At 69.0% G+C, this 24,154-nt stretch carries 20 protein-coding genes; 11 read left to right on the top strand and 9 right to left on the bottom strand.

The features are described from left to right. Nucleotides 1–105 precede the first annotated feature (105 nt). The 6 genes from G020_RS0107695 to G020_RS0107670 are packed head-to-tail and all read left to right on the top strand — an operon-like array spanning nt 106 to nt 5,887. A complete protein-coding gene (locus tag G020_RS0107695) occupies nt 106–1,203 on the top strand; it encodes an agmatine deiminase family protein (protein WP_024329194.1) in 1,098 nt (365 codons plus the stop codon). Continuing rightward, on the top strand, nt 1,187–2,170 hold the full coding sequence (locus G020_RS0107690; protein WP_024329193.1) for a hypothetical protein: 984 nt from the start codon (nt 1,187–1,189) through the stop codon (nt 2,168–2,170). Before G020_RS0107695 ends, G020_RS0107690 begins: the two co-directional genes overlap by 17 nt. Continuing rightward, nucleotides 2,167–3,369 carry a glutathionylspermidine synthase family protein gene (locus G020_RS0107685; RefSeq protein ID WP_024329192.1) on the top strand — a complete coding sequence of 401 codons (1,203 nt, stop codon included), beginning with the start codon at nt 2,167–2,169 and terminating at the stop codon, nt 3,367–3,369. Before G020_RS0107690 ends, G020_RS0107685 begins: the two co-directional genes overlap by 4 nt. Beyond that, a complete protein-coding gene (locus tag G020_RS0107680) occupies nt 3,356–4,333 on the top strand; it encodes a hypothetical protein (protein ID WP_024329191.1) in 978 nt (325 codons plus the stop codon). Before G020_RS0107685 ends, G020_RS0107680 begins: the two co-directional genes overlap by 14 nt. A 4-nt stretch (nt 4,334–4,337) precedes the next feature. Further along, entirely contained in the window at nt 4,338–5,303 is a 966-nt protein-coding gene (locus G020_RS0107675; RefSeq protein WP_024329190.1) for a deoxyhypusine synthase family protein, read from the top strand. 2 nt (nt 5,304–5,305) lie between these two features. Further along, on the top strand, nt 5,306–5,887 hold the full coding sequence (locus tag G020_RS0107670) for a CAP domain-containing protein (RefSeq protein ID WP_024329189.1): 582 nt from the start codon (nt 5,306–5,308) through the stop codon (nt 5,885–5,887). Between the two features lie 42 nt (nt 5,888–5,929). Here G020_RS0107670 and G020_RS0107665 read toward each other — a convergent pair whose 3' ends face one another. Beyond that, nucleotides 5,930–7,045, bottom strand: a complete 1,116-nt coding sequence (locus G020_RS0107665) for a diguanylate cyclase (protein ID WP_024329188.1) — start codon at nt 7,043–7,045, stop codon at nt 5,930–5,932. Nucleotides 7,046–7,178: 133 nt separating this feature from the next. Between G020_RS0107665 and G020_RS0107660 the strand changes: the two genes are divergently transcribed. Continuing rightward, nucleotides 7,179–8,246 (top strand): efflux RND transporter periplasmic adaptor subunit, encoded by a 1,068-nt coding sequence (locus G020_RS0107660; RefSeq protein ID WP_024329187.1) that lies wholly within the window; start codon nt 7,179–7,181, stop codon nt 8,244–8,246. Further along, entirely contained in the window at nt 8,243–11,401 is a 3,159-nt protein-coding gene (locus G020_RS0107655) for an efflux RND transporter permease subunit (protein ID WP_024329186.1), read from the top strand. The genes G020_RS0107660 and G020_RS0107655 overlap by 4 nt, the downstream gene beginning before the upstream one ends. Here G020_RS0107655 and amrA read toward each other — a convergent pair. Together amrA and amrB are read right to left on the bottom strand one after the other, a co-directional pair. After that, nucleotides 11,350–11,946 carry an AmmeMemoRadiSam system protein A gene (gene amrA / locus G020_RS0107650; protein WP_024329185.1) on the bottom strand — a complete coding sequence of 199 codons (597 nt, stop codon included), beginning with the start codon at nt 11,944–11,946 and terminating at the stop codon, nt 11,350–11,352. The two genes, G020_RS0107655 and amrA, sit on opposite strands and share 52 nt — an antisense overlap. Next, nucleotides 11,943–12,746 carry an AmmeMemoRadiSam system protein B gene (gene amrB, locus G020_RS0107645; protein ID WP_018947652.1) on the bottom strand — a complete coding sequence of 268 codons (804 nt, stop codon included), beginning with the start codon at nt 12,744–12,746 and terminating at the stop codon, nt 11,943–11,945. Before amrB ends, amrA begins: the two co-directional genes overlap by 4 nt. 67 nt (nt 12,747–12,813) lie before the next feature. On the opposite strand from amrB, the gene amrS reads away from it, so the two are divergent. Continuing rightward, nucleotides 12,814–13,926 carry an AmmeMemoRadiSam system radical SAM enzyme gene (gene amrS / locus G020_RS0107640; protein WP_024329184.1) on the top strand — a complete coding sequence of 371 codons (1,113 nt, stop codon included), beginning with the start codon at nt 12,814–12,816 and terminating at the stop codon, nt 13,924–13,926. Between the two features lie 42 nt (nt 13,927–13,968). On the opposite strand, the gene G020_RS0107635 is transcribed toward amrS, so the two are convergent. The 6 genes from G020_RS0107635 to G020_RS0107610 form a co-directional block, all read right to left on the bottom strand. Continuing rightward, nucleotides 13,969–16,401 (bottom strand): bifunctional diguanylate cyclase/phosphodiesterase, encoded by a 2,433-nt coding sequence (locus G020_RS0107635; RefSeq protein ID WP_024329183.1) that lies wholly within the window; start codon nt 16,399–16,401, stop codon nt 13,969–13,971. Nucleotides 16,402–16,456: 55 nt separating this feature from the next. Continuing rightward, a complete protein-coding gene (gene cynS, locus G020_RS0107630; RefSeq protein WP_024329182.1) occupies nt 16,457–16,903 on the bottom strand; it encodes a cyanase in 447 nt (148 codons plus the stop codon). 182 nt (nt 16,904–17,085) lie between these two features. Beyond that, entirely contained in the window at nt 17,086–18,762 is a 1,677-nt protein-coding gene (locus G020_RS0107625; RefSeq protein WP_024329181.1) for a sigma-54-dependent Fis family transcriptional regulator, read from the bottom strand. Between the two features lie 214 nt (nt 18,763–18,976). Continuing rightward, nucleotides 18,977–19,816: an ABC transporter permease gene (locus G020_RS0107620; protein WP_024329180.1), complete on the bottom strand. Its 840-nt coding sequence runs from the start codon at nt 19,814–19,816 to the stop codon at nt 18,977–18,979. Beyond that, complete coding sequence (locus G020_RS0107615; protein ID WP_024329179.1) at nt 19,813–21,096, bottom strand: ABC transporter substrate-binding protein; 1,284 nt, start codon at nt 21,094–21,096, stop codon at nt 19,813–19,815. Before G020_RS0107615 ends, G020_RS0107620 begins: the two co-directional genes overlap by 4 nt. 36 nt (nt 21,097–21,132) lie before the next feature. Further along, entirely contained in the window at nt 21,133–21,993 is an 861-nt protein-coding gene (locus G020_RS0107610) for an ABC transporter ATP-binding protein (RefSeq protein ID WP_024329178.1), read from the bottom strand. A gap of 452 nt (nt 21,994–22,445) precedes the next feature. On the opposite strand from G020_RS0107610, the gene G020_RS0107605 reads away from it, so the two are divergent. Both G020_RS0107605 and G020_RS0107600 read left to right on the top strand, forming a co-directional pair. Beyond that, nucleotides 22,446–22,994 (top strand): OsmC family protein, encoded by a 549-nt coding sequence (locus G020_RS0107605; RefSeq protein ID WP_019022332.1) that lies wholly within the window; start codon nt 22,446–22,448, stop codon nt 22,992–22,994. Nucleotides 22,995–23,011: 17 nt separating this feature from the next. Continuing rightward, on the top strand, nt 23,012–24,148 hold the full coding sequence (locus G020_RS0107600) for an acyl-CoA dehydrogenase family protein (RefSeq protein ID WP_024329177.1): 1,137 nt from the start codon (nt 23,012–23,014) through the stop codon (nt 24,146–24,148). The last annotated feature ends 6 nt before the right edge of the window (nt 24,149–24,154 follow it).

Here is a 24,154-nt window from a genome sequence, read left to right as displayed (position 1 = left end):
TAACGCGTGCCGGAGTGGTCCGGTGGAGGGCTTCGCAGGGTTGTGGCATTATCCGCGCCCGGAGTGTGACCTTCGGGGTGTCTTCAAGGGGGGAGGGGAGAGGTCATGGGGGCGGTGCCGGCGGCAGCGGATACGGACGATCATGTTGCGGGTGCGGCGAGAACGCATCCGACCGCACCCGTCCGCAGGTTTCCGGCGGAGTGGGAACCGCGAGGCGGCACGCTGCTCGCATGGCCGTCCGCGGAGCAGGCCTGGCGCGGGCAATACGCCGGCGTGCTGGCGGCCTTTCGGGAGCTGGTCGCCGAGTTGCGCGAGGTGGAACCCGTATGCGTGCTGGTATCGCCCGAGGAACGCGAAGATGCGGGTGCGTTGCTGGGGGGCGAGGACGGGATCTCGCTGCGGCTGGAGCCGCTGCCGGTCAACGACATCTGGATGCGCGATGCCGGCCCCCTGTGGGTCCGCGAGGGTTCACGGACGTTGCTGGTCGACGGTGGCTTCAACGGCTGGGGCAACAAGCACCCCTGCGAACTGGATGCGCTGGTCCCGCTCATGCTGGCGCGCCGCTGGGGCCAGCGCCGCGAGCGCCTGCCGCTGACGCTGGAGGGGGGCGCGCTGGAATCCAGCGGGGCCGGGGATCTGCTGACCACCGAATCGGTGCTGGGCGCGCCCGCGCGTGACAATCCCGACATGCCGGAGATGGAACGGGCCCTGCGCACGACCCTGGGCGTGCGGCGGGTGCACTGGCTGCCGCGTGGCCTGAGCGGGGATGATACCGACGGTCATATCGACAACCTGGCCCGTTTCGTGGCCCCGGATCGCATCGTGGCGATGCGTTCGGCAGACGGGGCGCACCCGGACGCGGCGATGCTGGAGGACATGCATCGGCGTCTGAGCGCGCTGGATCTGGTGACCGGCCCGCCCGAGGTCGTGAGTCTGCCGGCCCCCGTGCTGCAGGGTCCCGATGATGAATGGCTGCCGGCGAGTTACGCCAATTTCTACATCGCTCCCGGGCGCGTGATCGTGCCGCAGTTCGGCGTACCGGAGGATGCGATCGCGCTGGGGGTGCTGGCCGACTGCCTGCCGGACCACCGGCCGGTGGGTCTGGATGCCCGCGCGCTGGTGCATCTCGGGGGCACCTTCCATTGTATGGCCCAGCCGCTGGGCGTGTTTCCGGATGGGGCGCAAGATGCACACGGATCATAAAGCCTATCTGTTGCAGAAGGTGGCCGGGGTCCTGTTGGTCGGGGTGTGGGTCGGCGCCCTGTCCGCGGTCTTTTTTTATGAGGCCGACATCTTCTGGCCGGACACCGGTCTGGTGTTCGGGATGGCGCTGGTCACCTCCTTTTTCGGCCTGCTCTGGAGCCGTGCCTCGCGCCTGCACCCGATGTATCGACGGGGCAATGCGGCGATCGGCGCGGTGCGTCTGGGGATCATCCTCGGTTTTGCCTGGTGCCTGTGGGTGCTTGTGCATCACGCCGACCCGACCATCGAGGGGTTCTGGTTCGTGCTCTACGCCCTGATGGCGTTCGCCGCGATCAAGCTCTTCGGGCAGGTGGCCGGGCAGCTGTTCGGCCCGCGCCTGCAGGTGGACGTGTTCGAGCGTGGCAATCTTGCCGCCGGGGTCTTCCTCGGTGCGTTCGTGCTGGCGACCGGGATGATCTTCGGCGGTGCGAGCTGGGGCGATCTGGAGGCCGGCGGGCTGGAGTACGGCTGGGTCTTCGAGGTGCTGCCCGGTTACGAGGACGGCTGGTGGATCACCCCGTGGTTCTTCGGCATGGGCTGGCTGATCCTGGTCGTGACCCTGGGGCTGTGGATCCGGCGGGAGAAGACCGACTTCTACCGCCGTGTGGTGCGCGATCGCAACATGGAAGATGCGAAGGCGGCCGGGTACTTCATGATTGCCTGCGCGATCACCCTGACCTATGCGGTGCACGGCGACTATCGGGGATTCGGTGATGCGCTGATCGGCTTCAGCGTGATCGCCCTGCCGGTGCTGGGCCACGAGGTGATGCGGCCGCCCGCGCCGGCCCATGCCGGCGATCAGGCCGGCGACGAAGGCGTGCCGGCGGTCCGCTCGCGCGATCGCGAGGGCGGGGTCTACATCCTGCTGGCGCTGGCCGGAGTCCTGCTGGCACCGCTGGTCTCGACCCTGCTGGGACTGCGCGGGTGAGAACCGAGCCCTGGCCGCTGGAGCCGCCGCAGGCGAGCCGCCTGCTGGATCGGCTGTCGCTGCAGCTGGGCAAGTGGGACATGCACCAGGCCGGCGACCCCACGGTGCTGCCGGATTTCCTGGTGCTGGGCGCCGAAGAGCACCGGGCGCTGGTGCGGCGTGCGCAGACCGCCTGGGCGGAACAGTGCGAGATGGAGGAGGCGGTGCGCACTCAGCCGGCCTGTCTCGAGGCGGTGGGGGTGCCGGCCGAACTGCGCGAGGTCGTGGCCACGGCGCCTGCGCCCGGACCGCGGCTGACGCGCTGCGACTTCCACTGGAGCACCGACGAATGCTGGCGGATCAGCGAGTTCAACCAGGATGTGCCCGGCGGGCTGGCCGAGACCGCGGAGCTGGACGCCACCGTTGCCGCGGCGACGGGCGTGCGCGGGATGCAGCCGGCCGGGGATCTGGCCGCCGCGATCACTGCCGCGCTGGCGCCGTGGCCGCGCATCGGTCTGGTCCACGCAACCGCCTGGTCGGTGGATCTGCAGCAGGTCGCCGCGGTGGCGCGGTGGCTGGAGGCGGCCGGGCATGCGACGGTCATTGGTTCGCCGGCCAACCTGCAATGGCGGGATGGCCGTCCGCACCTGTTCGATCGGCCGGTGGATGCGCTGTTCCGGCACTACCCCGCGGAATGGATCCCCGGGCTGCCCGACCCGCAGGCGTGGCTGCGGGTTGCGCAGGAGGTGCCCTGCATGAACCCGCTGACCGCCGTGGTGGCGGAGAGCAAGCGCTTTCACGCGGCCCCGGCCGAACATGCGCTGGCCCTGTCCGAGGACACGCTGGCCACGCTGGCGCGTGACTTCACCCGTTCGTGCTATCCCCGGGCGGAGGGGCGTGACGCCTGGCTGGCCGAGCGCGAGGAATGGGTGCTGAAACGCAGCTACGGACGCATGGGCGAGGGCATCCGGATTGGCGCCGCGCTGTCGGCACCGGCCTGGGAAGAGGCCCTGGATACCGCGCTGCAGGACCCGCAGGGCTTCGTCCTGCAGGAATTCTTCGAACCCGCACCACTGTGGTTTTCCCATGGCATGGGCTACCCGGTGGTGGGGGTCTTTCTCGTCGACGGCGAGTTCGCCGGGTATCACACCCGGGTCAGCCGCCACCCCGTCATCCGGCACGATGCGAATTATGTCCCAACGATGGTTGAAACTGCTTGAGCGCCTCGGGTCCCCGCTGGGGACCGGCACCGAAGACCCCGATGCCGCGCCGCCGGTGGAGGGACAGACGGTCTCCGAAGACTGGCGTGACTACATGCACCATGAACGGCTGTACCGCCTGTACGGGCCGCATCCGGAGGGGCCGTGGCGGCCGTATCACTGCCCCACGCTGTTCGCCGGGATCGATCGCCTCAAGCTGCAGCCACACGAGCAGCGGCTGCACGAGCGGATTGCCGCCGAGCGCCCGCCGGGTACCTGGGACTGGCTGCGCCCGGATACCCTGACGGTGGTGGATCTGCCGGGCGGTCTGAGCGTGCAGATGGCGGCGACGCTTTTTGCCGAAGGGACCTGTCAGCTGATCGCGACCTTCGATCACTGGCCGCGGGCCAACTCCGAGCCCGCGGGCATGATGCGCCGGCTGGACGCGGAACCCACGGCCGCGCCCCCGCACGCGGGGGATCCCCGTATCATGGTCGACTCGCGTGAAGTCGTTAACGCGATGGTGACCATGGCCCCGCGGGTGGCGGCGCGCTGGGCGCGCGGCGTGCCCGCGGACGCGCCGCCGGTGTGGGTCTGCGATGCGCGACGACTGACGCACGCGGAGCCGGAGGCGGGCGATTACGACAACCGCTATTTCATCGATGATTCCATTCTCCCCGGGCCGGAACGGCTGCGCGGGGCGGGTATCGCCAGGGTGGTGCACGTGGCGGCGGATGCCGACGCCACGCCCGAGGACGATCTGGCCAACTGGCTGCACGAGCTGTACACCGCCGGCTTCGACACCGCCCGCATGACCCTGGGCGACCCCGAGACCTGGGTGATCCCGATGCCGATCATCCCGGCGCCGGGCGCGCCCATTGCCGGCCGGGTGAACAACCGCTCCGATCGCGGGGGCTTCGGCCAGACCATCTCCGAGCGGGGCAGCTCGGGCGGCGTTTACTCGGGCGCCGGGGCCGGGGGCTGAGCGGATGCAGGTCGCAGAGTTCATCGAGCGCCATTACGGGCATTTCAACGCCCGCGAGCTGCGCGCCGCCGCGCGCGCCTGGCGCGACCACGCCGACGCCGGCGGGCGCATGTTCCTGTCGATGTCGGGAGCGATGTCCAGCGCCGGGTTCGGTCGCATCCTCTCGCGCGCCATCCGCGCCGGCCTGATCCACGGGATCGCCTGCACGGGCGCGAATCTCGAGGAGGACGCCTTTCGCCTGATCGGCGCCGACACCTACGAGACCCTGCCGGACTGGCGCACCCTCGGGCCGCAGCGCGAGGCCGAACTGTACGCCCGCGGGGTCAGCCGGGTGACCGACATCGGCATCCCGGAAACGGTGATGCAGACGGTGGAGTCGCTGCTGATCCGGCGCTGGGAGGCGGCGGCGCGATCCGGGCGCCAGGCTTCGCCCGCCGATTTCCTGCAGGACGTGCTGCGCGACGCGTGGCTGCGCGAACGCTTCATCGAGCCCGAGGCCAGCTGGCTGCTGGCCGCCGATGAATGCGGCGTCCCGATCTGGACCCCCGGCTGGGAAGACTCCTCCACCGGCAATGCGTTTTCCGCCGCGGTCATGCGCGGTGACGTGGCCCGCCACGACTGCGTGGAGCCGGGTACGGCACAGATGAACCGCCTGGTGCGCTGGTATCTGGAGAACTGCGACCCGGCCCCCGGGATTGGTTATTTCCAGATCGGCGGCGGCATCCCGGGCGACTTCGCGATCTGCGTGGTACCGCTGATCACCCGCGAGCTGGGACTGGAAGACACCCCGACCTGGGGTTATTTCTGTCAGGTCACCGATGCCGAGACCACCTATGGCGGCTATTCCGGTGCGCCCCCGGACGAGAAGATCACCTGGGGCAAGCTGCGTCCCGGGACCCCGCGTTTCGATATCCACTCCGACGCGACCATCGTCGCGCCGCTGATCCTGGCCTACATGCTGGAGGACTGACCTTGCGACGCGTACCGATCCCGCGCCCGGCCGCATGGCCGGGCCTGTTGCCCGTTGTGCTGCTGCTCCTCGTCAGCGGCTGTGCCACGCCCCCGTCGCCGGGTGAACGTCTGGTGGAGACGGTCAACGAACACCGCGAGGACCGGGGGCTGGAGCGGGTAGCCTGGTCGCCCGCGCTGGCCGAGGTCGCGCAGGCCCATCTGCAGGATCTGGAGTCCTCGGATGCCGCGGAGGGCGAGCAGTGCAACCTGCACAGCTGGTCCGAGGAGGGAGACTGGACCGCGTGCTGCTATCGCCCCGGGGACAAGGCATCCGCGGAGTGCATGCGCCGCAAGCCGCGTGAGATTACCGGCGAGGACTACCCTCATGCCGGTTACGAGATCGCGGCCTGGCGCAGTTCCGGCATGGACCGGGAGGAGGCGCTGCGGATCTGGCGTGACAGCGACGCGCATCACGAGGTGATGGTCAATCGGGGCGTATGGTCCGAGGTCGAATGGGAGGCCATCGGCGCCGCGCTGTCGGAGGAATATGCCCTGGTGTGGTTCGGCGAGGAGCCCGAAGGTGACTCGGGCGGTGCCGAATAGCGAACGGGACGGCGTCCCGCATGCGCCGCTCGCGGGGTGTGTTCAGGTGCCGGGTAGCGGGTCGGGCGGGGGAACGACGCGGTTGCGGCCCGCGGCCTTGCCGGCGTAGAGCTGGCGGTCGGCGCGGGCGAGAAGGGAGTCGCGGTCGTCTTCCGGGGTGAATTCGGCTACGCCCAGGGTGGCGGTGATGCCGAGGCCCGCCACGGGCTCCTCGGCCAGGGCCCGCCGGCAGCGCTCGGCCAGCGCTGTGGCCTCCCGCAGGTCGATGCCGGGGGCGACCACCAGGAGTTCCTCGCCGCCCCAGCGGGCGGTCAGGTCGCTGTCGCGCACGCGCGCCTGCAGCCGGGCGGTGACCTCGCGCAGCACCCGATCGCCATGGGCATGGCCGTGGGTATCGTTCACGTCCTTGAAATGGTCGAGATCGGCGATGATCACGCTCAGCGGCTGATGGTAGCGTTGCGCATAGGCGATCTCGCGTTCCAGCCCGGCCTCGGCGGCGCGGCGGTTGGCCAGCCCGGTGAGCGGATCGGTGGTCGCCCAGTCGTGCAGGATCTCGGCGCGCAGCAGGGCGCGCTGCAGCTGGTCGCGCATCCCGGCGACCGCGGCCAGCAGGGCCAGCAGCAGGCCGAGGAACACATGCACGCGCACCAGGTACATCAGGGTCTCGGCCGCGGGCGGGGCGGCTGCCATGTATTCCCGCAGGGCCCCGGTGACCGTCAGCAGGATCGAGATCCCGAGGATGACGATCCCGGCGATCATGCCGCGGCGCCGGTCGAGCATCACGAAGGCGCCGGCGACCAGCAGTCCCACGGCCCAGAAATGGCCGCCGACCAGCACCATCAGTTGCTGCTCGATCCCGGCGGCGAAGTGCATGTGCCAGGCCAGCCGCCCGAGGATCAGCGCGGAGGCGACCAGTACCATCAGCCCTTCGAGGTGTTCCAGCGTCAGCCATTGCCGCCACAGCACCACCAGCAGCCCGGCGAGGACAGCCGCGAACGGCGGATAGACCCGGGCCAGGAAGGGATCGTCGGGTCCGCGGAACCACCAGCTGAGCAGGGTGATCGCGATCCCGCCGACAAGTACCAGCGCATATACCAGGCGCTTGCGGGCCCGGAGTTCACGGATTTCGGTGCTGGGTTCGTCCGGTTGTTCGGTCATCAGGGGGCTGTCGCGTGCGGGCGCGGGGCCCGTTTCCGGGGTGCCGGCCGACAGGTGGTCGCCGCCCCGTTTATAGTGATAAGGCATAGTGACATTTTAAACGCGGGCGGGCCATGGCGAGAGGTGACCCATGATGGCGGGATACGGACGGTGGATCGCGGCCGGGGGCATCGTGCTCCTGGCGGTGGCCTGGATCGCCTCGGGTGTGCTGACCCGCGAGCCGCCGGCGGAGCCGGAGCCCCGTGCGGCGCAGCCGATGGCGGTGGCGGTGGAAACCCGGGCGGCCGAACCGGTGGAGCGCATCCTGGTCCTGCAGGGACAGGTGGAACCCGACCAGCGGGTTCACGTGCGCGCCGAGACCGAGGGGCAGGTGGCCGAATGGGCGGTGACACGCGGTGCTGACGTGGTGGCGGAGGATCTGCTGGCCCGCCTGCGCATCGACGACCGCGAGGCACAGCGTCGCCAGGCCATTGCGCGCGAACGCGGCGCCGAGAGCGACTTCGAGGCGACCCGGCGGCTGCATCAGCAGGGGCATGCCTCGCGCACCGAGCTGGAGGCGCGCGAGGCCGAGCTGGAGGCGGCGCGTGCCGCGCGTGAGGCGGTCGAGCTGGATCTGCGCAACACCCGCATCCGCGCGCCGCTGGCGGGCATCGTCCATCAGCGGCTGGCGGAAGTCGGGGACTTTGTCGGCCGCGGCGATCCGGTGGCCGAGATCATCGACAATGACCCGCTGCGGGCGGTGGTCCAGGTGCCGCAGCACCAGATCGGGCGGGTCGAACGCGGGCAGACGGCGCGCATCCGCTTCCTCGACGGGCGCACCGCGGAGGGCGAGGTGCGCTTCGTCGCGCGCGTGGCCGAGCCGGGCACCCGCACCTTCCGCCTCGAGGTCGAGGTCCCCAATCCCGATGGCGCGTTGCCGTCGGGCCTCAGCGCCGGTGTGGAGATCCCCACCGACATCGTCCGGGCCCATCGCGTGTCGCCGGCGGTCATGTCCCTGGGCGATGACGGCCGCGTCGGGGTGAAGACCGTCGACGACGCCGATCGGGTGGCCTTCCACCCGGTGGAAGTCGTGCGGACCGCGGCGGATGGCGTGTGGGTGACCGGTCTGCCGGACGAGGCCCGGGTCATCACCGTGGGGCAGGGCTTCGTGACCGGGGGCGAGCGGGTGCGTCCGCAGGCGGCCGGGGAGACCGAGCGGTGAATGCGCTGATCGCCTGGGCGGTGACGCATGCCCGGACGGTCCTGCTGTTCCTGCTGCTGATCCTGGTCACCGGGTCCATGGCCTGGGTGGTGGCGCCGAAGGAGGCCGCTCCCGAGATCGACATCCCGATCTTCTTCGTGTCCGTGCCCTACCCGGGGATCTCGCCGGAGGATGCCGAACGCCTGATGGTGCAGCCGCTGGAGCGGGAGCTGCAGGGGCTTCCGGGGGTGGACGAGATGCAGTCCTGGGCCGGCGAGGGTTTCGCTCTGCTGCGAATCGATTTCGAACCCGGCTGGGACAACCGCCAGGCTCTGTCGGATCTGCGCGAGGAGGTCGATCTGGTTCGTCCGGAGCTGCCGGACGGGGCCGAGGAGCCGTCGGTGTCCGAGGTGGACCTGTCGCTGTTTCCGGTGGTGACGGTGAATCTCTCGGGGCCGCTGGAGGAGCGCACGCTGGTGCGCCTGGCACGCGAGCTGCGCGACCGCGTGGAGGCGCTGCCCGGGGTGCTGGAGGCCGACATCGGCGGCGACCGCGAGGAGCAGATGGAGGTGCTGGTCGATCCGCTGGTGCTGGAGACCTACGAGCTGTCCTTCGGCGATCTGAGTCGCGCGATCGAACGCAATAACCGGCTGGTGGCCGCCGGCGCGGTGGACACCGGGGTGGGACGCATCCCGTTGCGGGTGCCGGGCACCATCGACGACATCGATGACGTGCTGGACACCGCGGTACGGGTGGAGAACGACACCGTGGTGCGCGTGCGCGACGTGGCCGAGGTGCGCCGCAGTTATCGCGATCCGGAGGGCTTTACCCGCATCGACGGGCAGCCGTCGGTGTCGCTGGAGATCCGCAAGCAGACGGACGCCAATATCCTCGAAGTGGTGTCGGCCGCGCGCGCGACCATCGAGGCCTCGCGCGCCGAATGGCCCGACTCGCTGGAAGTGACGTATACCCAGGATCAGGCGAAGGATGTCGCCGATCTGCTGGGTGACCTGGAGAACAACGTGATCACCGCGGTGCTGATCGTGGCCCTGGTGATCCTGGTGATGATGGGCGGGCGCGCCGCGCTGCTGGTGGGGCTGGCGATCCCCGGCGCGTTCCTCGGCGGGATTCTGGCCATTCATCTGCTGGGCTTCACGCTCAACATCGTCGTGCTGTTCGCGCTGATCCTGGTGGTGGGGATGCTGGTGGACGGCGCGGTGGTGGTCGTGGAACTGGCGGACCGCTATATCGCCGAGGGGCGCGGGCGGGTCGAGGCCTTCCGCGCCGCGGCCCAGCGCATGGCCTGGCCGATCACGGCCGCCATCGCGACCACTCTGGCGGTGTTCGCGCCGATGCTGTTCTGGCCGGGGATGGTGGGCGAGTTCATCGTTTATCTGCCGGCGACGGTGATCGTGACCCTGATCGCCTCTCTGGCAATGGCGCTGGTGTTCATCCCGGTGCTGGGTTCGGTGATCGGCCCGTCGCGGCCGATCAACGCGGAACAGACGCGTTTCGTGCGCGCGGCGGAGGAGGGTCGCTTCGCCGAACTGCACGGCATCACCGCCCGCTACATCCGCATCCTGCGGCCGCTGGTGGACCGGCCGGGGCTGACCCTGGCGGCCACGGTCGGGTTGCTGGTCCTCGCCTACGCCGCCTATGCGAGTTTCGGTCGCGGGGTGGAGTTCTTCCCGTCGATCGAGCCGGAGAACGTGCAGGTCCAGGTGCAGGCCCGCGGCGATCTCTCGGTGCGCGAGGCGGACGCGCTGGTGCGCCAGGTGGAGGGACGCCTGATGGCCTCACCCGAGGTGAAACACGCCTACGCGCGTACCCTGGGGACCCAGCTTGCCCGTCTACAGGGCGATTATCCGGAGGACGTGGTCGGGGTCATCCAGCTGGAGCTGACGCACTGGCGCACGCGCCCGCCGGCGGAGGCGGTCATCGCCGAATTGCGCGAGCGCACCGCCGATCTGCCCGGACTGCGGCTGCAGTTCCGGGCGCAGGAACACGGCCCGGGCGAGGGCCGGCCGATCCGCATCGTTGCCTCCGGCGAGCAGCCCGGCCGCATCCCGCCGGTGATTCGCGAGATCCGCGCGCAGATGGACGAACTGGGGGGGTTCGAGGACATCGGCGACGACCTTCCGCTGCCCGGGGTGGAGCTGGAGGTGCGCTTCGACCGCGAGCAGGCGGCGCGTTTCGGTGTGGACGTGCCGCTGCTGGGCGATGGCGTGCAGCTGCTGACCGACGGTATCCTGCTGGGTAGCTGGCGCCCCGATTTCACCGACGAGGAGGTGGACATCCGCCTGCGGCTGCCGGCCGAGCAGCGCCACCTGCAGCAGCTCGCCAATCTCAACCTGCCGGCGCCGGGCGGGCTGGTGCCGCTGGCGAATTTCGCCGAGCTGGTGCCGGTCCCGGCCACCGGGCTGATCAAGCGCCTCGACGGCCAGCGCGCCTACACCATCGAGGCGGATGCCGCGCCCGGGTACCTGGTGGACGAACGGGTGCGGGCGCTGCAGGCACGGCTGGACACCCTCGAGCTGGATGACGCGGTGGAGATCCGGTTCCGCGGCGAGGCCGAGGAGCAGGAGGAGGCCGCGCGCTTCCTGCTGGGGGCCTTCGCGATGTCGCTGTTCCTGATGCTGGCGATGATGGTCACCCAGTTCAACCGGTTCTCCCAGGCGCTGCTGGTGATGTCCGCCATCGTGTTCTCCACCGCCGGAGTGCTGCTGGCGCTGCTGGCGCGCGGCGAGCCGTTCGGCATCGTGATGAGCGGGATCGGCGTGCTGGCGCTGGCGGGGATCGTGGTCAACAACAACATCGTGCTGATCGACAACTACAACGAGCAGCGCGGTCGCGGCTTGACGGCGCACGAGGCGGCCCTGCGGGCGGCGGCGCAGCGCATGCGGCCGGTGCTTTTGACCGCGATCACCACCATCCTTGGCCTGCTGCCGATGGTGCTGGCCTGGACGGTGGATTTCGCCGGCCGGGATTTCTACATCGGCGCCCCGGTGACGGGCTTCTGGATCCAGCTGGCCACGGCGATCGCCGGCGGGCTGCTGTTCGCGACCCCGCTGACCCTGCTGTTCACCCCGGCGATGCTGGTGCTGCTGGATCGCATGCGCGGGCGCTATGAGTCATTGCGCGTATCCATGCGTCCGGGGAACTCCAGCGAGCCGTAGCGCCAGGCCTGCAGGCCCTCGGGCCACGGATGGCGCGGCAGGCCGGCCTTGCGCAGCAGGGCGTCGACGAAGGCCTCCGGATCGGGCAGGGATGCCCAGACCGCGGGGAGGAAGGTGGCGCGCCGCGGCCCCGCCTGCAGGATCAGCCCGTCCTCGCGCGGGCGCAGCGCCTGCAGCAGGGTGTCGCGGTGGTCGGCCTCCAGCGGCTCGGAGGGTCCCAGCAGGGTCACCGAATACGCCAGTCCCTCCAGCTCGCCGGCGTCCAGCGGGGCGAAGCGCGGGTCGCGCGTGGCTGCGGCGACCGCATTGTGCAGCACGTCCTCCGCCAGCGGACGGCGTGCCTCCAGCGAGCCGATGCAGCCGCGCAGTTCGCCCTCGCGTTTGAGGGTGACGAAACTGGCCCCGGGGCGGTCCAGCGGCGCGGGTTCGGCCTCGGGATCCACCATGGGCCGAGCGCCGTCGCCGGCGGCGTGACGGATGCCCGCGTCGGCGATTTCCGTCAGCCGCGCGCGGGCCGCGGGATCGGGTTTGAATGGCAGCGTCATTGCAGGGCCCAGGCGCCGTAGCCCACCACTTGGTCGCGTGGTCCGGCGGTATCCGCCGAGGTGCGCCGGTCGAGGGTGGTGATGCCCAGCCCGCGGCGTCGCGCGGCCCGCAGCAGTCCGGCCAGCGGGCGGCAGCCGCAGGCGTCTTCCGGCCCCAGCGCGGTGTCATCCATGCGCTCGATGACCTGCTGGGTGGCCGCGTCCAGGCGCTGCGCGGTCGCCTCGTCGTGGAAATGCGACAGGTCCGAACTCACCACCACCAGCGTGCCGGGGTCGTCCCACAGCCGGTCGAGCACCGCCTCGACCTGGTCCGGGGACGCATCGCCGACGACCAGCGGGATCAGGCGGAAGTCCTCGAGGGCCACCTGCAGGAACGGCAGCTGCGCCTCCAGGCTGTGTTCCGGGCCGTGGGCGGCGTCCAGGGACTGCACGCCGGGCAGCCCGGCGAGGGCATTCACGGCCTCGCGGTCCACGGGGATGTCGCCCAGCGGGCTGCGGTAGTACGCGCTGTCGGTGGTGGCGATTCCGCGAAACGGCACGCGATGCGAGGGCCCGAGCAGGACCACCCGCCGGATCCGGCCGGCGAGCGGACGCACCCGGGCGTAGGCCGCGGCAGCGACCGGCCCGGAGAACGGGAACCCGGCATGCGGGGCGACGATCGCCCGGGGCGCCGGGGCATCCGCTTCCGGCGGCGACACCTCGGCGAGAAAGCCCTCCACCATCTGCCGCAGGGTGGCGGCATCGGCGGGGTAGAAGCGCCCGGCGACGGCGGGTTCGCGGATGGCGGCGGTGGCGGACATGTTCACTCCACAATATCTCGGTGTTCGTAACTTGAATTGTGGCACCGCGGCGCCCACATTCAAGGGTATGAGCCGTACCACCGATACCCCGCAGCATGACGCCTTCACGGTGTCCACCCGCTATTGGCACGCCCTCGACGATGGCCGTGTGCAGTGCGATCTGTGCCCGCGTTTCTGCAAGCTGAAGGAGGGGCAGCGCGGCGCCTGTTTCGTGCGCGCCCGGCTGGACGACGAGGTCGTGCTGACCAGCTACGGGCGCTCTTCCGGTTACTGCGTGGATCCAATCGAGAAGAAACCGCTGAACCATTTCCTGCCCGGGACGCCGGTGCTGTCGTTCGGGACCGCCGGCTGCAACCTGGCCTGCAAGTTCTGCCAGAACTGGGACATCAGCAAGTCGCGCGAGATCGACACCCTGGCCGACCGCGCCGATCCGGAGACCATCGCGCGGGCGGCCGAGGCGCTGGAGTGCCGCTCGGTGGCGTTCACCTACAACGATCCGGTGATCTTCCACGAATACGCGATCGACGTGGCGGCGGCCTGCCGTGCGCGCGGGATCCGCACGGTGGCGGTCACCGCCGGGTACATCAGCGAGGCCGCGCGCGGCGAGTTCTTCTCCGCGATGGATGCGGCCAACGTGGATCTCAAGGCGTTTACCGAGCGCTTCTACCACCGCCTGACCGGGGCGCATCTGCAGCCGGTGCTGGATACCCTGGAATGGCTGGTACACGAGACCGACGTGTGGACCGAGATCACCACCCTGCTGATCCCCGGGGAGAACGACAGCGATCCCGAGATCGTGGCGATGGCCGACTGGGTGTACCAGCATCTGGGTCCGGAAGTGCCCATGCACTTCACCGCGTTCCACCCCGATTTCCGCATGACCGACCATCCGCGCACGCCGCCGGAGACCCTGCAACGGGCGCGCAACATCGCCCGCGAGCGGGGACTGCATCACGTGTATACGGGGAACGTGCACGACCGCGACGGGCAGAGCACCTGGTGCCCGTCCTGCGGGCAACGGCTGATCGGGCGCGACTGGTACCGGCTGTCGGACTGGAACCTCACCGCCGATGGCTGCTGCAATGCCTGCGGGGCGGCCGTCGCCGGGGTGTTCGAGGCGCGGCCGGGGGACTGGGGGCCGCGTCGCCAGCCGGTGCATCTGGCGGACTTTGCCCGCTGACCGGCGCCGACCCGGGTTTCGGCGAGTCCCTCGGCGTTTTCCTCAGCGCGGGACGCCGGCGGCGGCCACCCCGCCCTCGCAGTCTTCCAGCAGCTGCGGCAGTTCCTCCGCCGGGACCGGCGGGCTGCACAGAAAACCCTGCCAGGCGTCGCAGTAGCGGGTCTGGAGGAAGCTGCGCTGGTCTTCGGTCTCGACCCCTTCCGCCAGCACTTCCAGTCCCAGGTTGTGGGCCATGTTGATGATGGTCACGGTCAGTTCGGCATCGTTGGGGTCGTGCGGCAGATCCTGCACGAAGGCCCGGTCGATCTTGAGCCAGTCGATGTTGAAGCGCTTGAGGTAGGCCAGCGAGGAATACCCGGTGCCGAAGTCGTCGATGGCCAGCGCCACGCCCAGGCCCTTGAGCTGCAGCAGGACCTCGCGTGAGCCCTCGGCCTGGATCAGGGTGGTCTCGGTCATCTCCAGCACCAGGCGCGCGGGGTCCATGCCGGTGGAATCCAGCACCTCGCGCACGCGCGCGACCAGTGCCGGGTCGTTCATCTGGTGGGCCGAGAGGTTCACCGCCAGTGACAGCTCCGGCAGGCCCTGCCGGTCCCATTCCACTACCTGGCGGCAGGCCTCGCGCAGGACGAACTCGCCCAGCGGGCTGATCAGGCCGGTTTCTTCGGCCACCGGGATGAAGCGTCCGGGCGGGATCAGCCCCTTGTCCGGGTCGCGCCAGCGTACCAGCGCCTCGACCCCGGACACGCGGCGTTCGCGCAGGTCGATCTGCGGCTGGTAGAACACCTCGAGATGGCCGTTCTTAAGGGCCTCGCGCAGATGGTTTTCGGTCTCCAGGCGCTCGCTGGCGGCGGCGGTGAGGTCCTCGCTGTAGAAGCTGAAGGTGTTGCGGCCCTGGGCCTTGGCGCGGTACATGGCCGCGTCCGCCTGGGTGATCAGGGCCTCGGGCGACCCGCCGTTATCGGGGAACAGAGTGATCCCCAGCGAGCCTCCGACCTGCAGCGAGCGCCACCCGCCCACCGCGAAGGGCTCGGCGATCACCGCCAGGATCTCCCGGGCCCGCTCCTCGAGGGCCTCCAGCGATTCGACATCGTCCAGCAGGACGATGAACTCGTCGCCGCCCAGGCGGGCGATGGTGTTGGCCCGTACCCGGTCCTTGAGCCGGTCGGCGAGGATCTTCAGGAGTTCGTCGCCGACCTGGTGGCCGAGGCTGTCGTTGATGGTCTTGAAACGGTCGAGGTCCAGGAACAGGATCGCGATCCGCCCGCCATCTTCGGCACTGGTGTTGATCGCCGAACGCATGCGCTGGGTCAGCAGCACCCGGTTGGGCAGGTCGGTCAGCGGATCGTGGCTGGCGCGATGCGCCAGCTCCGCCTCGTGCCGGCGCAGGCGGGTCTCGGCCTCGCGGCGCTGCTGCACCTCGCGCCCGAGGTCACGGTTGATCCGGTGGTAGCGCATGGTGGCCGCGGCCATCAGCGCCAGCAGCCCCAGCAGCAAGGCGATGGTGATCGCCGGGTTCTCGCGCCAGTAGAGCAGCGGGTCCAGGGCCGGGTTGCGTTCGTAGGGCGGGGCGCCCAGGCGCTCCAGCAGGTCATGTACCGGGGCGTAGGACAGCGGCGCGGCCCAGCCGAAATATTCGCCGGCCCCGCTTGCCGGGTGACCTTCCGGCATCTCCAGCAGGGCGACGGTCACCGCGTTGGCCAGAGCTTCGTCGGCATGTTCCATGCGCGAGAACGGCCATTCCGGGAACAGGCGGGTGGTGTGCTCGAACGGAAAGCCGGGGGTGTCGCGCGGTTCCAGCACCCGCAGTTCGCCGGGTTCGAACGCGCCGGCCCCGGCCATGCGGTCGAGCACGCCGGTGCGGACCATGCCGGCGTCCGCGCGGCCGTCGAGCACGGCCTCGACCACGCGGTCATGCGGCATGTCGGTGAAAGTCAGTTCGGCGAGATCCTCGCGCGGATCCACGCCGGCATCCAGCAGGACCTCGTGCCCGGCATGCCAGCCACCCAGCGAGCCCTCCTGTACCGCAAACAGGTGCTGGCCGGCAATGTGTTCCAGCGCGGTGATGTCGTCGCGGTCGGCGCGCGTGAATATGACGCCGCCGAACAGCCGGACCGGTTCGCCTTCGTGTGACGCGATCAGTGTGGTCAGGCGGCTGATGCCGTGGGCGTATTCCAGCTGGACGTAGTGCCCGGTATTGGTGAGAACGAAATCGATCTCTTCCCCCGCCACCGCGTCTTCCAGCTCGGGGTAGTTCATCGCCCGCATGCGGAAGCGGGCGTCGAAATCCTCGCCAAGGCGTTCGGTCAGGTAGTCCGCGGTGGGTTGCCAGCGGGCCTCGGCGGACTCGGCCCCACGCACCGCGAGGACGCCGATGTCGACGGTCTCCACCGGGCCCGCGCCGGCCGTGGCCGGCCCGGCCCCGAGGGAGGGAATCATCAGGGTTCCCGTTATGAGGAGGCGGGGCAGCCATTGCATGCCCGCCAGACTACTACGAAAGGACGACCGATGCCCGGGTGCGGGGACGACGGAATCACCAGCTCTTGTAGGGCAGGAACTTGCCGTTCCAGGTGATCTTCACCCGATCGCCCTTCGGGTCCTCGACCTTGTCGATGTCCATGGTGAAGTCGATGGCGCTCATGATGCCGTCGCCGAACTTCTCGTGGATCAGCGCCTTCATGGTGTCACCGTACACGTTGATCGCCTCGTAGAAGCGGTAGATCACCGGGTCGGTAGGGATGGTCTTGTCCCAGTGCTTGTGCGGGAACGCCTGCAGGGCCTTCGACACGTCGGGCCCGAGATCGAGGAACGCGGCGAGCCGGTCGGCCGCCTCGGCGTCGAGATGATTCATGCCGTAGCAGGCCGAGGTCACGTAGACCTCGTGCAGGCCGGTGGCCTCGGCGATGCCGGCCCAGGTCGCGGACCGGCCCTCCTTGGCTTCGAGGATGGTGGCGGTCATTTCGGTCTTGCTGAGGGTCATGGATGGCCTCCCGGTTGGTGTCGGATCAGTGTTGCCATCCGATGCTCTGCAGTTCCCGTGCCAGGTGGACGCCGTTCACCGGATCCGCTCCGGGGCGGCCGCACGGGAGCACGGGCCGGGTGAGGCGGACACTTTGTCCGCTCCCGGTGCGGCCAAAGTGTCGACAATGACCGCACCGGGGCTCAGGCCAGTCCCAGTTTCTTCAGGCGGTAGCGCAGCTGGCGCGGGGTGAGGCCCAGGTCCATGGCGGCACGGGTCTTGTTGCCGCCGCTGCGTTCGATGGCGTCCCGCAACTCGTCCGCTTCGGAAGCGTGCACGCGTCGGTAGGGGCGCACGATGGTGGAGCCGCCTGCCCTGTAGTGGTGCATGGGCGATCCGGTTGTGGAAGTGGTATCGGGCGGTGTGTTTTCCGGCGCCCCCTCCCGCGCGCCGGAAGAAGGCTCCGAGGCGGCGGGGGTCGTGTCGTTGCCATGCACTCCCGGACTGATCCGGGATTCCTCGTGCAGGATCTCGTCGATCAGGCCGGTGCCGATGCGGCCCTCGCTGGAGAGCAGCACCGCGCGTTCCAGCACGTTCTCCAGCTGGCGGATGTTGCCCGGCCAGTCGAAGGTCTCCAGACGCTCCATCACACCGTCGTCCAGGACCACGTTCCAGCCATGGACGTGGGTGTAACGGTCAAGGAAATGCCGTGAGAGCAAGCGAATGTCGCTGGCGCGATCGCGCAGCGCGGGCATGTGCAGCGGGATCACGTTGAGGCGGTAGAAGAGGTCAAGCCGGAACTCGCCGGCATTCACCGCTTTCTGCAGATCCTTGTGGGTGGCGGCGACCACGCGTACGTCCACCGGGATGTCGCGCGATCCACCGATCGGCTGGACGACCCGTTCCTGCAGCACGCGCAGGATCTTGGACTGCAGCGCCTCCGGCATGTCGCCGATCTCGTCGAGGAACAGGGTGCCGCCGTCGGCCAGGGCAATCTTGCCCGTCTTGGCGCTGGAGGCCCCCGTGAAGGCACCTTTCTCGTGGCCGAACAGTTCCGATTCCAGCAGGTCGGCGGGGATCGCGGCGCAGTTCAGGGAGATGAACGGTCGCGTGTTGCGCTGGCTGATCCGGTGGATCATGCGCGCGATCTTTTCCTTGCCGGTCCCGGAGTCGCCGGTGATCAGCACCGTGGCCTGGGTGTCGGCGATGCGGTGGACCTGCTTGAGGACGCTGCGCAGGGCGGGGCTCTCGCCGAGGATCCCGTATTTCGCTCCCTGGGTGTCGAGGGCGCTCTTGAGGTAGCGATTTTCCGAGACCAGTTCGGCCGTGCGTTCGGCGATCAGCTGGTTGATGCGCAGGACCTGGCCGATCATGGAGGCGACAACGCGCAGCACGTTGAGATCGTCCTGGAACTGGCGCGAGCGCCGGCGCAGACGGTGGACGCCGAGTACGCCGATCGGCTGTTCGTCCTGCACGATGGGGACCCCGATATACGCCACGGTCTCCTGCGGCAGGGTGGCGCGATCGACCGCCCGGGCGAGGTATTCCGGTTCGTTGTCGATGTCCTGGATCAGCGCGATCTGCCCGGTCTTCATCACCCGGCCGGTCACGCCTTCGCCCAGCGAGTAGCTGCCGCGCTCGCGTTCGGCGTCGGTCAGGCCGTAGGCATGCCGGATCTTCAGCTGTCCGCTGTCCGGGTCGGGCAGCAGGACCCGGCCGCGATTGAGCCCCAGCAGCTGGGACATCATGCCGAGGATGCGGTAGATGGCGGCGTCCGGGTCGCGCGAACGGCCCATCAGCCGGGCGACCTCCAGCAGCAGGGTGATCTCCTGTTCGCGGGTCGCGTGGTCGGTGCGGTCTTCGGTGGTGGTGTCGTTCATGCCCGGTGGACATGCAGAAACCCTGCCAGCGCCGCGGCCCGAGCCGTGGCGGGGCACGGAGCGGATGCGGGCGGAACCTGGCGGCGGACTGTGCACCGCGATGGTGCAGCCGGTTCCGGTACGCGCCCGAAGGGTGCAGTGCAGGCCGCGGGCCGTGGACATAAAAGGCCCGGCCGCGCACGGCCGGGCAGACGGAGGGAGTGAGGGGGGCAGCTCAGCTTTCGGCGTGGTAGCTGCTGCGCCGGATCAGGCGCACGCAGATCGCGTCCAGCATGTAACCGATCAGGCCGATCACCAGTACGAAGGCCGCCAGTTTGTCGTACTCCAGGGTGTCGCGGGCATCGTTGATGGCGTAGCCGAGGCCCGAGGTCACCCCCAGGTATTCGGCCGGGACCAGGACGATCCAGGCCACACCCACCGCCAGGCGGATGCCGGCGAATACGTCCTGGGCGATCGCGGGCATCACGATGTAGCGCAGCGTGTGGTAGGGGTTGGCGCCCAGGTTGGAGCCGACCTTGAGCCACATCGGATCGATACGCTGTACCCCGTGTGCGGTGGCGTAGGTGATGGGCCAGACCGCGGCGATGGCGATCAGGAAGATGATCGCCGCATCCCAGGTGGCGAAGGCCAGCACCGCGATCGGCATCCACGCCAGGGGCGAGATCATGCGCAGGAACTGGAACGGCACGTGGGTCGTTTCGCGCAGCACGTTGAAGTACCCGATCATCACCCCCAGCGGGACCCCGATCAGGATCGCGTAGAGCAGACCGAAACCGACCCGGTGCAGGCTGGATTCGATCGGCCACCACACCTGGCCCGAACTCACGATGTCCCAGAAGGCGGTCAGCGTGGGCCCGGGGGCGAAGCTGGCGAACGCCATGGTGTCGGGGTTGTTGGCGATCAGCCAGCCACCCCACCACCACAGGGCGAGCAGTCCGGCGATGCCCAGTACCGGATACTGCAGCGCCCGACGCAGGTGATTGGCGGTGCGCAGCGAGGCCCACCCCCACTCCCCGGGGGTGGCCGGCAGGTCGAATGTCGCGTCACGGTTCATAGCTGTACGATCTCCTCGCGGGCAAACGGCGAATCCATGTCCACGCCGGGTGCGTTGTGCCAGGCGGTGTATTTCTCCATGGCCTTCTCGACGAACTCGTAGTTGACCAGGTCATCGGCCACTTCCTGCGGGTCCAGGCCCGAGAGGAAGGTGGTGTCGCCGCCCACCAGGGTCTCGTTCATCGCCCCGACCAGCATCTTCGTCGCCGACGGGTAGGGCCACGGGGAGAAGTCGATGCGGCCGTTGCCCCAGTCGGCGTGGCGGATCGCGCCGGAGTCGATGTAGGTGGTGTCGTCGGCGTAGTTGGTCATCGCGCGTTCGACCACCCCGGACGGCATCGGCAGATACCCCTTGCCGTCGCGTGACAGCAGGTGCGAGATCTCCTTCTTGTTGTCCTGGATGTGACCCTGGGCGCGAACCACCGCGTTCATGGTCTTCTGGGTCCATTCCGGCTGGCGGTCGGTCAGTTCCTCGTTCATGCACACCACGCAGCAGGGGTGGTTCTTCCAGATGTCGCCGGTGAAGCGCAGCAGATTGCCGTGGGCCAGCATCTCGCCGGCGGCGTTGAAGGGCTCGGCGACGATGAAGGCGTCGATCGAGCGCGCGGCCAGGGCCGGCGGCATGTCCGGCGGCGGCATCAGCATCAGGTTGACCTCGTCCGGGGCCAGATCGTCGCCCTGATCCTTGATCACCGGCTTCAGGCCGGCGTCGCGCAGGGCCATCTGCATGACGACGTTGTGCATGGAGTACCAGTAGGGCACGGCCACGCTCATGCCACCCATGTCGGAGAAGTCGTTGACCTCCACGTGGCGGCCGGTGACCACCGCCGAACCGTTGGTGTGCGCCCAGGACATGATCTTGGCCGGGAAGTTGTTCTGGTAACGCATCCACAGCGGGATCGGCTTGAGCAGGTGGACCAGGTTGAAGCGGTTCGCCGCGAAGGATTCGATCAGCGGCGACCAGCCGCGGATCAGCTGCGGTTCGGCCACCTCCAGGCCCTCGTCCTCGAAATAGCCCTCGGAATGCGCGACCAGCAGGGCCGCGGCATCGGTGATGGGGATGTAGCCGATGCGCACGACGCCGTCGAAGTCGTCCACTTCGGGGTCGACGCCACCCAGGTCGGGTTGCTGGGCGAGCAGCGAGCCCGGGGCGGTCAGGCCGGCGCCGGCGACCAGCGAGCCGGCCGCCGCCGAGCGCAGGAAGGTGCGGCGGGACAGGCTGCCGCCAAGGATGCGGTCGAGTTCCGCGTCGATGTCGTGGTGGTTGTCGCAGTTGCACATGGTGATGTTCCTCTCGGGTAACGGGCTAGGGACGGTTCAGGCCGCGCGAATTGCGCGACGGGCGGGGGCGGATCCGGATGCGGCGGGATCGTCGGCTTCGGGGGCTTCGGCGGATGACGACGTGTCATCGGTCGGTTCGGGGCGCGAAGCCGGGTGGCGTGTCGCGCCAAAGAACTCCATCAGCTCGGCCTTCAGTTCGGTAAATCCGGGGCTGGTGCGGTCGCGTGGATGCGGCAGGTCCACCTTGAGCTGGTGCTGCAGCGTGCCCGGGTTGGAACCCATCACGACCACGCGATCGGCCATGGCGACGGCTTCTTCGATGTCATGGGTCACGAACACCACGGTGATGCCGCGATCGCGCGACAGCCGCACGACCTCGTCCTGGAGCTCGGTCTTGGTGAACGCATCCAGGGCGGAAAACGGCTCGTCCAGCAGCAGGAGTTCCGGGTCGGTTGCCAGGCTGCGCGCCAGGGCCACGCGCTGCTGCTGGCCACCGGACAGCGACTGCACGTTGACCTCGGCCTTTTCGGCCAGGCCCACCGTCTCCAGCAGGGCGTCGACGCGCTTGTTCATGCCTTCCTGACGGCCCTGGAAGATCAGGCCGAGGGAGGCGTTGCGGCGCACGGTCATCCACGGGTAGAGCGAGGGCTTCTGGAACATCATGTTCCAGCGCGGGCTGGGCTTGATGACCTGGTGGCCGTTTATGCGTACCGCCCCCTCGCTGGGGATCAGCAGGCCCGCGAGCATGTGCAGCAGGGTGGATTTCCCGCAGCCGCTCTGCCCGATCAGGGCGATGGTCTCGCCGGGGCTGACGGTCAGCTCGATGTCCTGGAGTGTCGGGTCCGTCTGTTTCGGATAGTGATGCGTGATGTAGTCGATGGAGATGGCTGCGCCCATGGCGATGCTCCTCTTCCGGGAACGTTGATGGGCCGTGGTTCTCACGGCGCGCTCACAGGAACCCTTACAAGAGGCGTGCCAGATGCAGAACGGCGGCGGACCGGGCGCGAAACGGGGTGGTTCCGGAGGGGGTGAAACGGCTGCAGGACGCGGATCAGCGGGGACCAGGCGGGGGTCACGGGCCGGCGCGGGCGGTGGTGCCGGATGGCGGTGGCCGACGTTTCGTCGTGGTGCAACGGGGCATTGTGTCGACAATGTTGGTGCAAAGTGCGGACAAAGTGTCCGCTTTGTCCGACTGCGGGTCAGGGCAATCTCCCCGGATGGACTGCCGATCGGCCGAAAACCGCGGCATGGCGCCATCGGGGCCAACATGGCACGGCTTCTGCAACGGGACTGGCGACCCGGCCACAAAGGTTCGGGCAGTGACCAAACAACCGTCAGGAGACCTGATCATGTCGACCGCAGAAGCCACCACCACGATTTCCATGAATGCCCTGGATCCCATCGACCAGGACGGGCTGAACAAGCTCGCCGACAAGGGCAAGTCCAACCCCGACAGTGTCGTGACCCTCAAGGCGCGCACCGTGTGCGAGGGCAAGTTCCGCAACCTGACCTACGTGCGCGACCTGGATGCCCACGTGATCGACGAGCCGCCGCATCTGCTGGGCGACGACACCGCCCCCAATCCCTCGGAGGCCGCGCTGGCCAGCCTGGGAGCCTGCCTGTCGGTGGGGATGCATGCCAACGCCATCGATCGCGGCATCACCCTGACCAAGCTGGAGCTCTCGCTGGAGGGCGACATCAACGTGACCGCGGTCTGGGGCGTGGGCGACACCGACAAGTCGAAGCGCCTGGGCTTCACCGACATCCGCGTGAAGGTCGACCTCGAGGGCGATGCCAGCGAGGAAGAGCTGAAGGAACTGGTGGCGCACGCCGACTTCTGGTCGCCGGTCGCCAACACCATGCGCAACCCGGTCAACGTGGCCGTGGAAAAGGCCTGAGGCCGAGGAGACCCGTAATGCTCGAGACCCGTGAACAAGCAACGGGGGTGGCGCCGGTCTCCGCACCGGTGTACGCCGAGGACGGGCTGCGGGACCTGGTGGCGGGGCAGCTTGCCCCGCTCACCGTCCGCATCGACCGTGACGGCCATTACCCCGAGGAATTCCTGCATCAGGCGGGTCAGCTGGGTGCGTTCAATGCCCATCTGGCCAGCCAGAACCCCGCGGGGGTCCCGGACCTGGTGTCCGCGATTCGCGCCGAGGAGGTGATCTCCGCCGAATGCATGACCACCGGCTTCGTTGCCTGGTGCCAGAACGCCTGCGCCTGGTACGTGGAGAACAGCGATTCTTCCACGCTCAAGCGCGAGGTGCTGCCGAAGCTGGCCGGCGGCGAGGCGTTCGGCGCCACCGCGCTGTCCAATCCGATGAAGTGGTTCGCCAGTATCGAGGAGCTCAAGCTCTCGGCCGAGCGTGTGGAAGGCGGCTACGTGGTGTCCGGGGCGCTGCCGTGGGTGTCGAATCTGGGCGAGGACCACTATTTCGGCGCGATCTTCCGTACCACCGATGACAACCCGCGTCCGCTGATGGCGGTCATCAACTGCGCCGACCCCGGCTTCAGCCTGACTCCGTGCCCCGAGTTCATCGCCCTGGAGGGCTCGCGCACCTTCGGTTGCCATTTCGACCGGGTGTTCGTGCCCGACGAGCACGTGCTGGCGGATCCGCTGCCGGAGTACATCCAGCGCATCCGTCCCGGTTTCGTGCTGCTGCAGATGGGCATGGGCCTGGGCCTGATCGAGGGCTGCATCAACACCATGCACGAGGCCAACGAGACCCTGTCGCACGTGAACGGCTATCTCGATGACCAGGCGGGCGAGCTGGAGGAGGTCCTGGAAGACGCACGCCAGGCGACCTATGCCCTGGCCCGCGATCCCTTCGACACCAGCGACGCCTTCTTTGCCGACGTGCTGCAGATGCGTCTGACCGGTTCGGAACTGGCGCTGCGGGCCTCGCAGTCGGCGCTGCTGCACAGCGGGGCGCGCGGTTACCTGTCCAGCGCGGCCGCCCAGCGCAAGCTGCGCGAATCCTATTTCGTGGCCATCGTTACGCCCGCCATCAAGCACCTGCGCAAGGAGCTGGCGCGTATCCACGCCCACTGACCGGCG

The organism is Thioalkalivibrio sp. ALR17-21 (genome assembly GCF_000420185.1).
GTDB classification, from domain to species: Bacteria; Pseudomonadota; Gammaproteobacteria; order Ectothiorhodospirales; family Ectothiorhodospiraceae; genus Thioalkalivibrio; species Thioalkalivibrio halophilus.
The sequence above is the reverse complement of the archived record's forward strand: the minus strand, read 5'-3'. Positions and strand labels throughout refer to the sequence as shown.

What these genes read in the sequence shown, in the direction of transcription:
- G020_RS0107695 (WP_024329194.1), top strand. Translation starts at nt 106, where the DNA reads ATGGGGGCGGTGCCGGCGGCAGCGGATACGGACGATCATGTTGCGGGT.
- G020_RS0107690 (WP_024329193.1), top strand. Translation starts at nt 1,187, where the DNA reads ATGCACACGGATCATAAAGCCTATCTGTTGCAGAAGGTGGCCGGGGTC.
- G020_RS0107675 (WP_024329190.1), top strand. Translation starts at nt 4,338, where the DNA reads ATGCAGGTCGCAGAGTTCATCGAGCGCCATTACGGGCATTTCAACGCC.
- G020_RS0107665 (WP_024329188.1), bottom strand. Translation starts at nt 7,045, where the DNA reads ATGACCGAACAACCGGACGAACCCAGCACCGAAATCCGTGAACTCCGG.
- G020_RS0107660 (WP_024329187.1), top strand. Translation starts at nt 7,179, where the DNA reads ATGGCGGGATACGGACGGTGGATCGCGGCCGGGGGCATCGTGCTCCTG.
- amrA (WP_024329185.1), bottom strand. Translation starts at nt 11,946, where the DNA reads ATGACGCTGCCATTCAAACCCGATCCCGCGGCCCGCGCGCGGCTGACG.
- amrB (WP_018947652.1), bottom strand. Translation starts at nt 12,746, where the DNA reads ATGTCCGCCACCGCCGCCATCCGCGAACCCGCCGTCGCCGGGCGCTTC.
- amrS (WP_024329184.1), top strand. Translation starts at nt 12,814, where the DNA reads ATGAGCCGTACCACCGATACCCCGCAGCATGACGCCTTCACGGTGTCC.
- G020_RS0107635 (WP_024329183.1), bottom strand. Translation starts at nt 16,401, where the DNA reads ATGCAATGGCTGCCCCGCCTCCTCATAACGGGAACCCTGATGATTCCC.
- cynS (WP_024329182.1), bottom strand. Translation starts at nt 16,903, where the DNA reads ATGACCCTCAGCAAGACCGAAATGACCGCCACCATCCTCGAAGCCAAG.
- G020_RS0107625 (WP_024329181.1), bottom strand. Translation starts at nt 18,762, where the DNA reads ATGAACGACACCACCACCGAAGACCGCACCGACCACGCGACCCGCGAA.
- G020_RS0107620 (WP_024329180.1), bottom strand. Translation starts at nt 19,816, where the DNA reads ATGAACCGTGACGCGACATTCGACCTGCCGGCCACCCCCGGGGAGTGG.
- G020_RS0107615 (WP_024329179.1), bottom strand. Translation starts at nt 21,096, where the DNA reads ATGTGCAACTGCGACAACCACCACGACATCGACGCGGAACTCGACCGC.
- G020_RS0107610 (WP_024329178.1), bottom strand. Translation starts at nt 21,993, where the DNA reads ATGGGCGCAGCCATCTCCATCGACTACATCACGCATCACTATCCGAAA.
- G020_RS0107605 (WP_019022332.1), top strand. Translation starts at nt 22,446, where the DNA reads ATGTCGACCGCAGAAGCCACCACCACGATTTCCATGAATGCCCTGGAT.
- G020_RS0107600 (WP_024329177.1), top strand. Translation starts at nt 23,012, where the DNA reads ATGCTCGAGACCCGTGAACAAGCAACGGGGGTGGCGCCGGTCTCCGCA.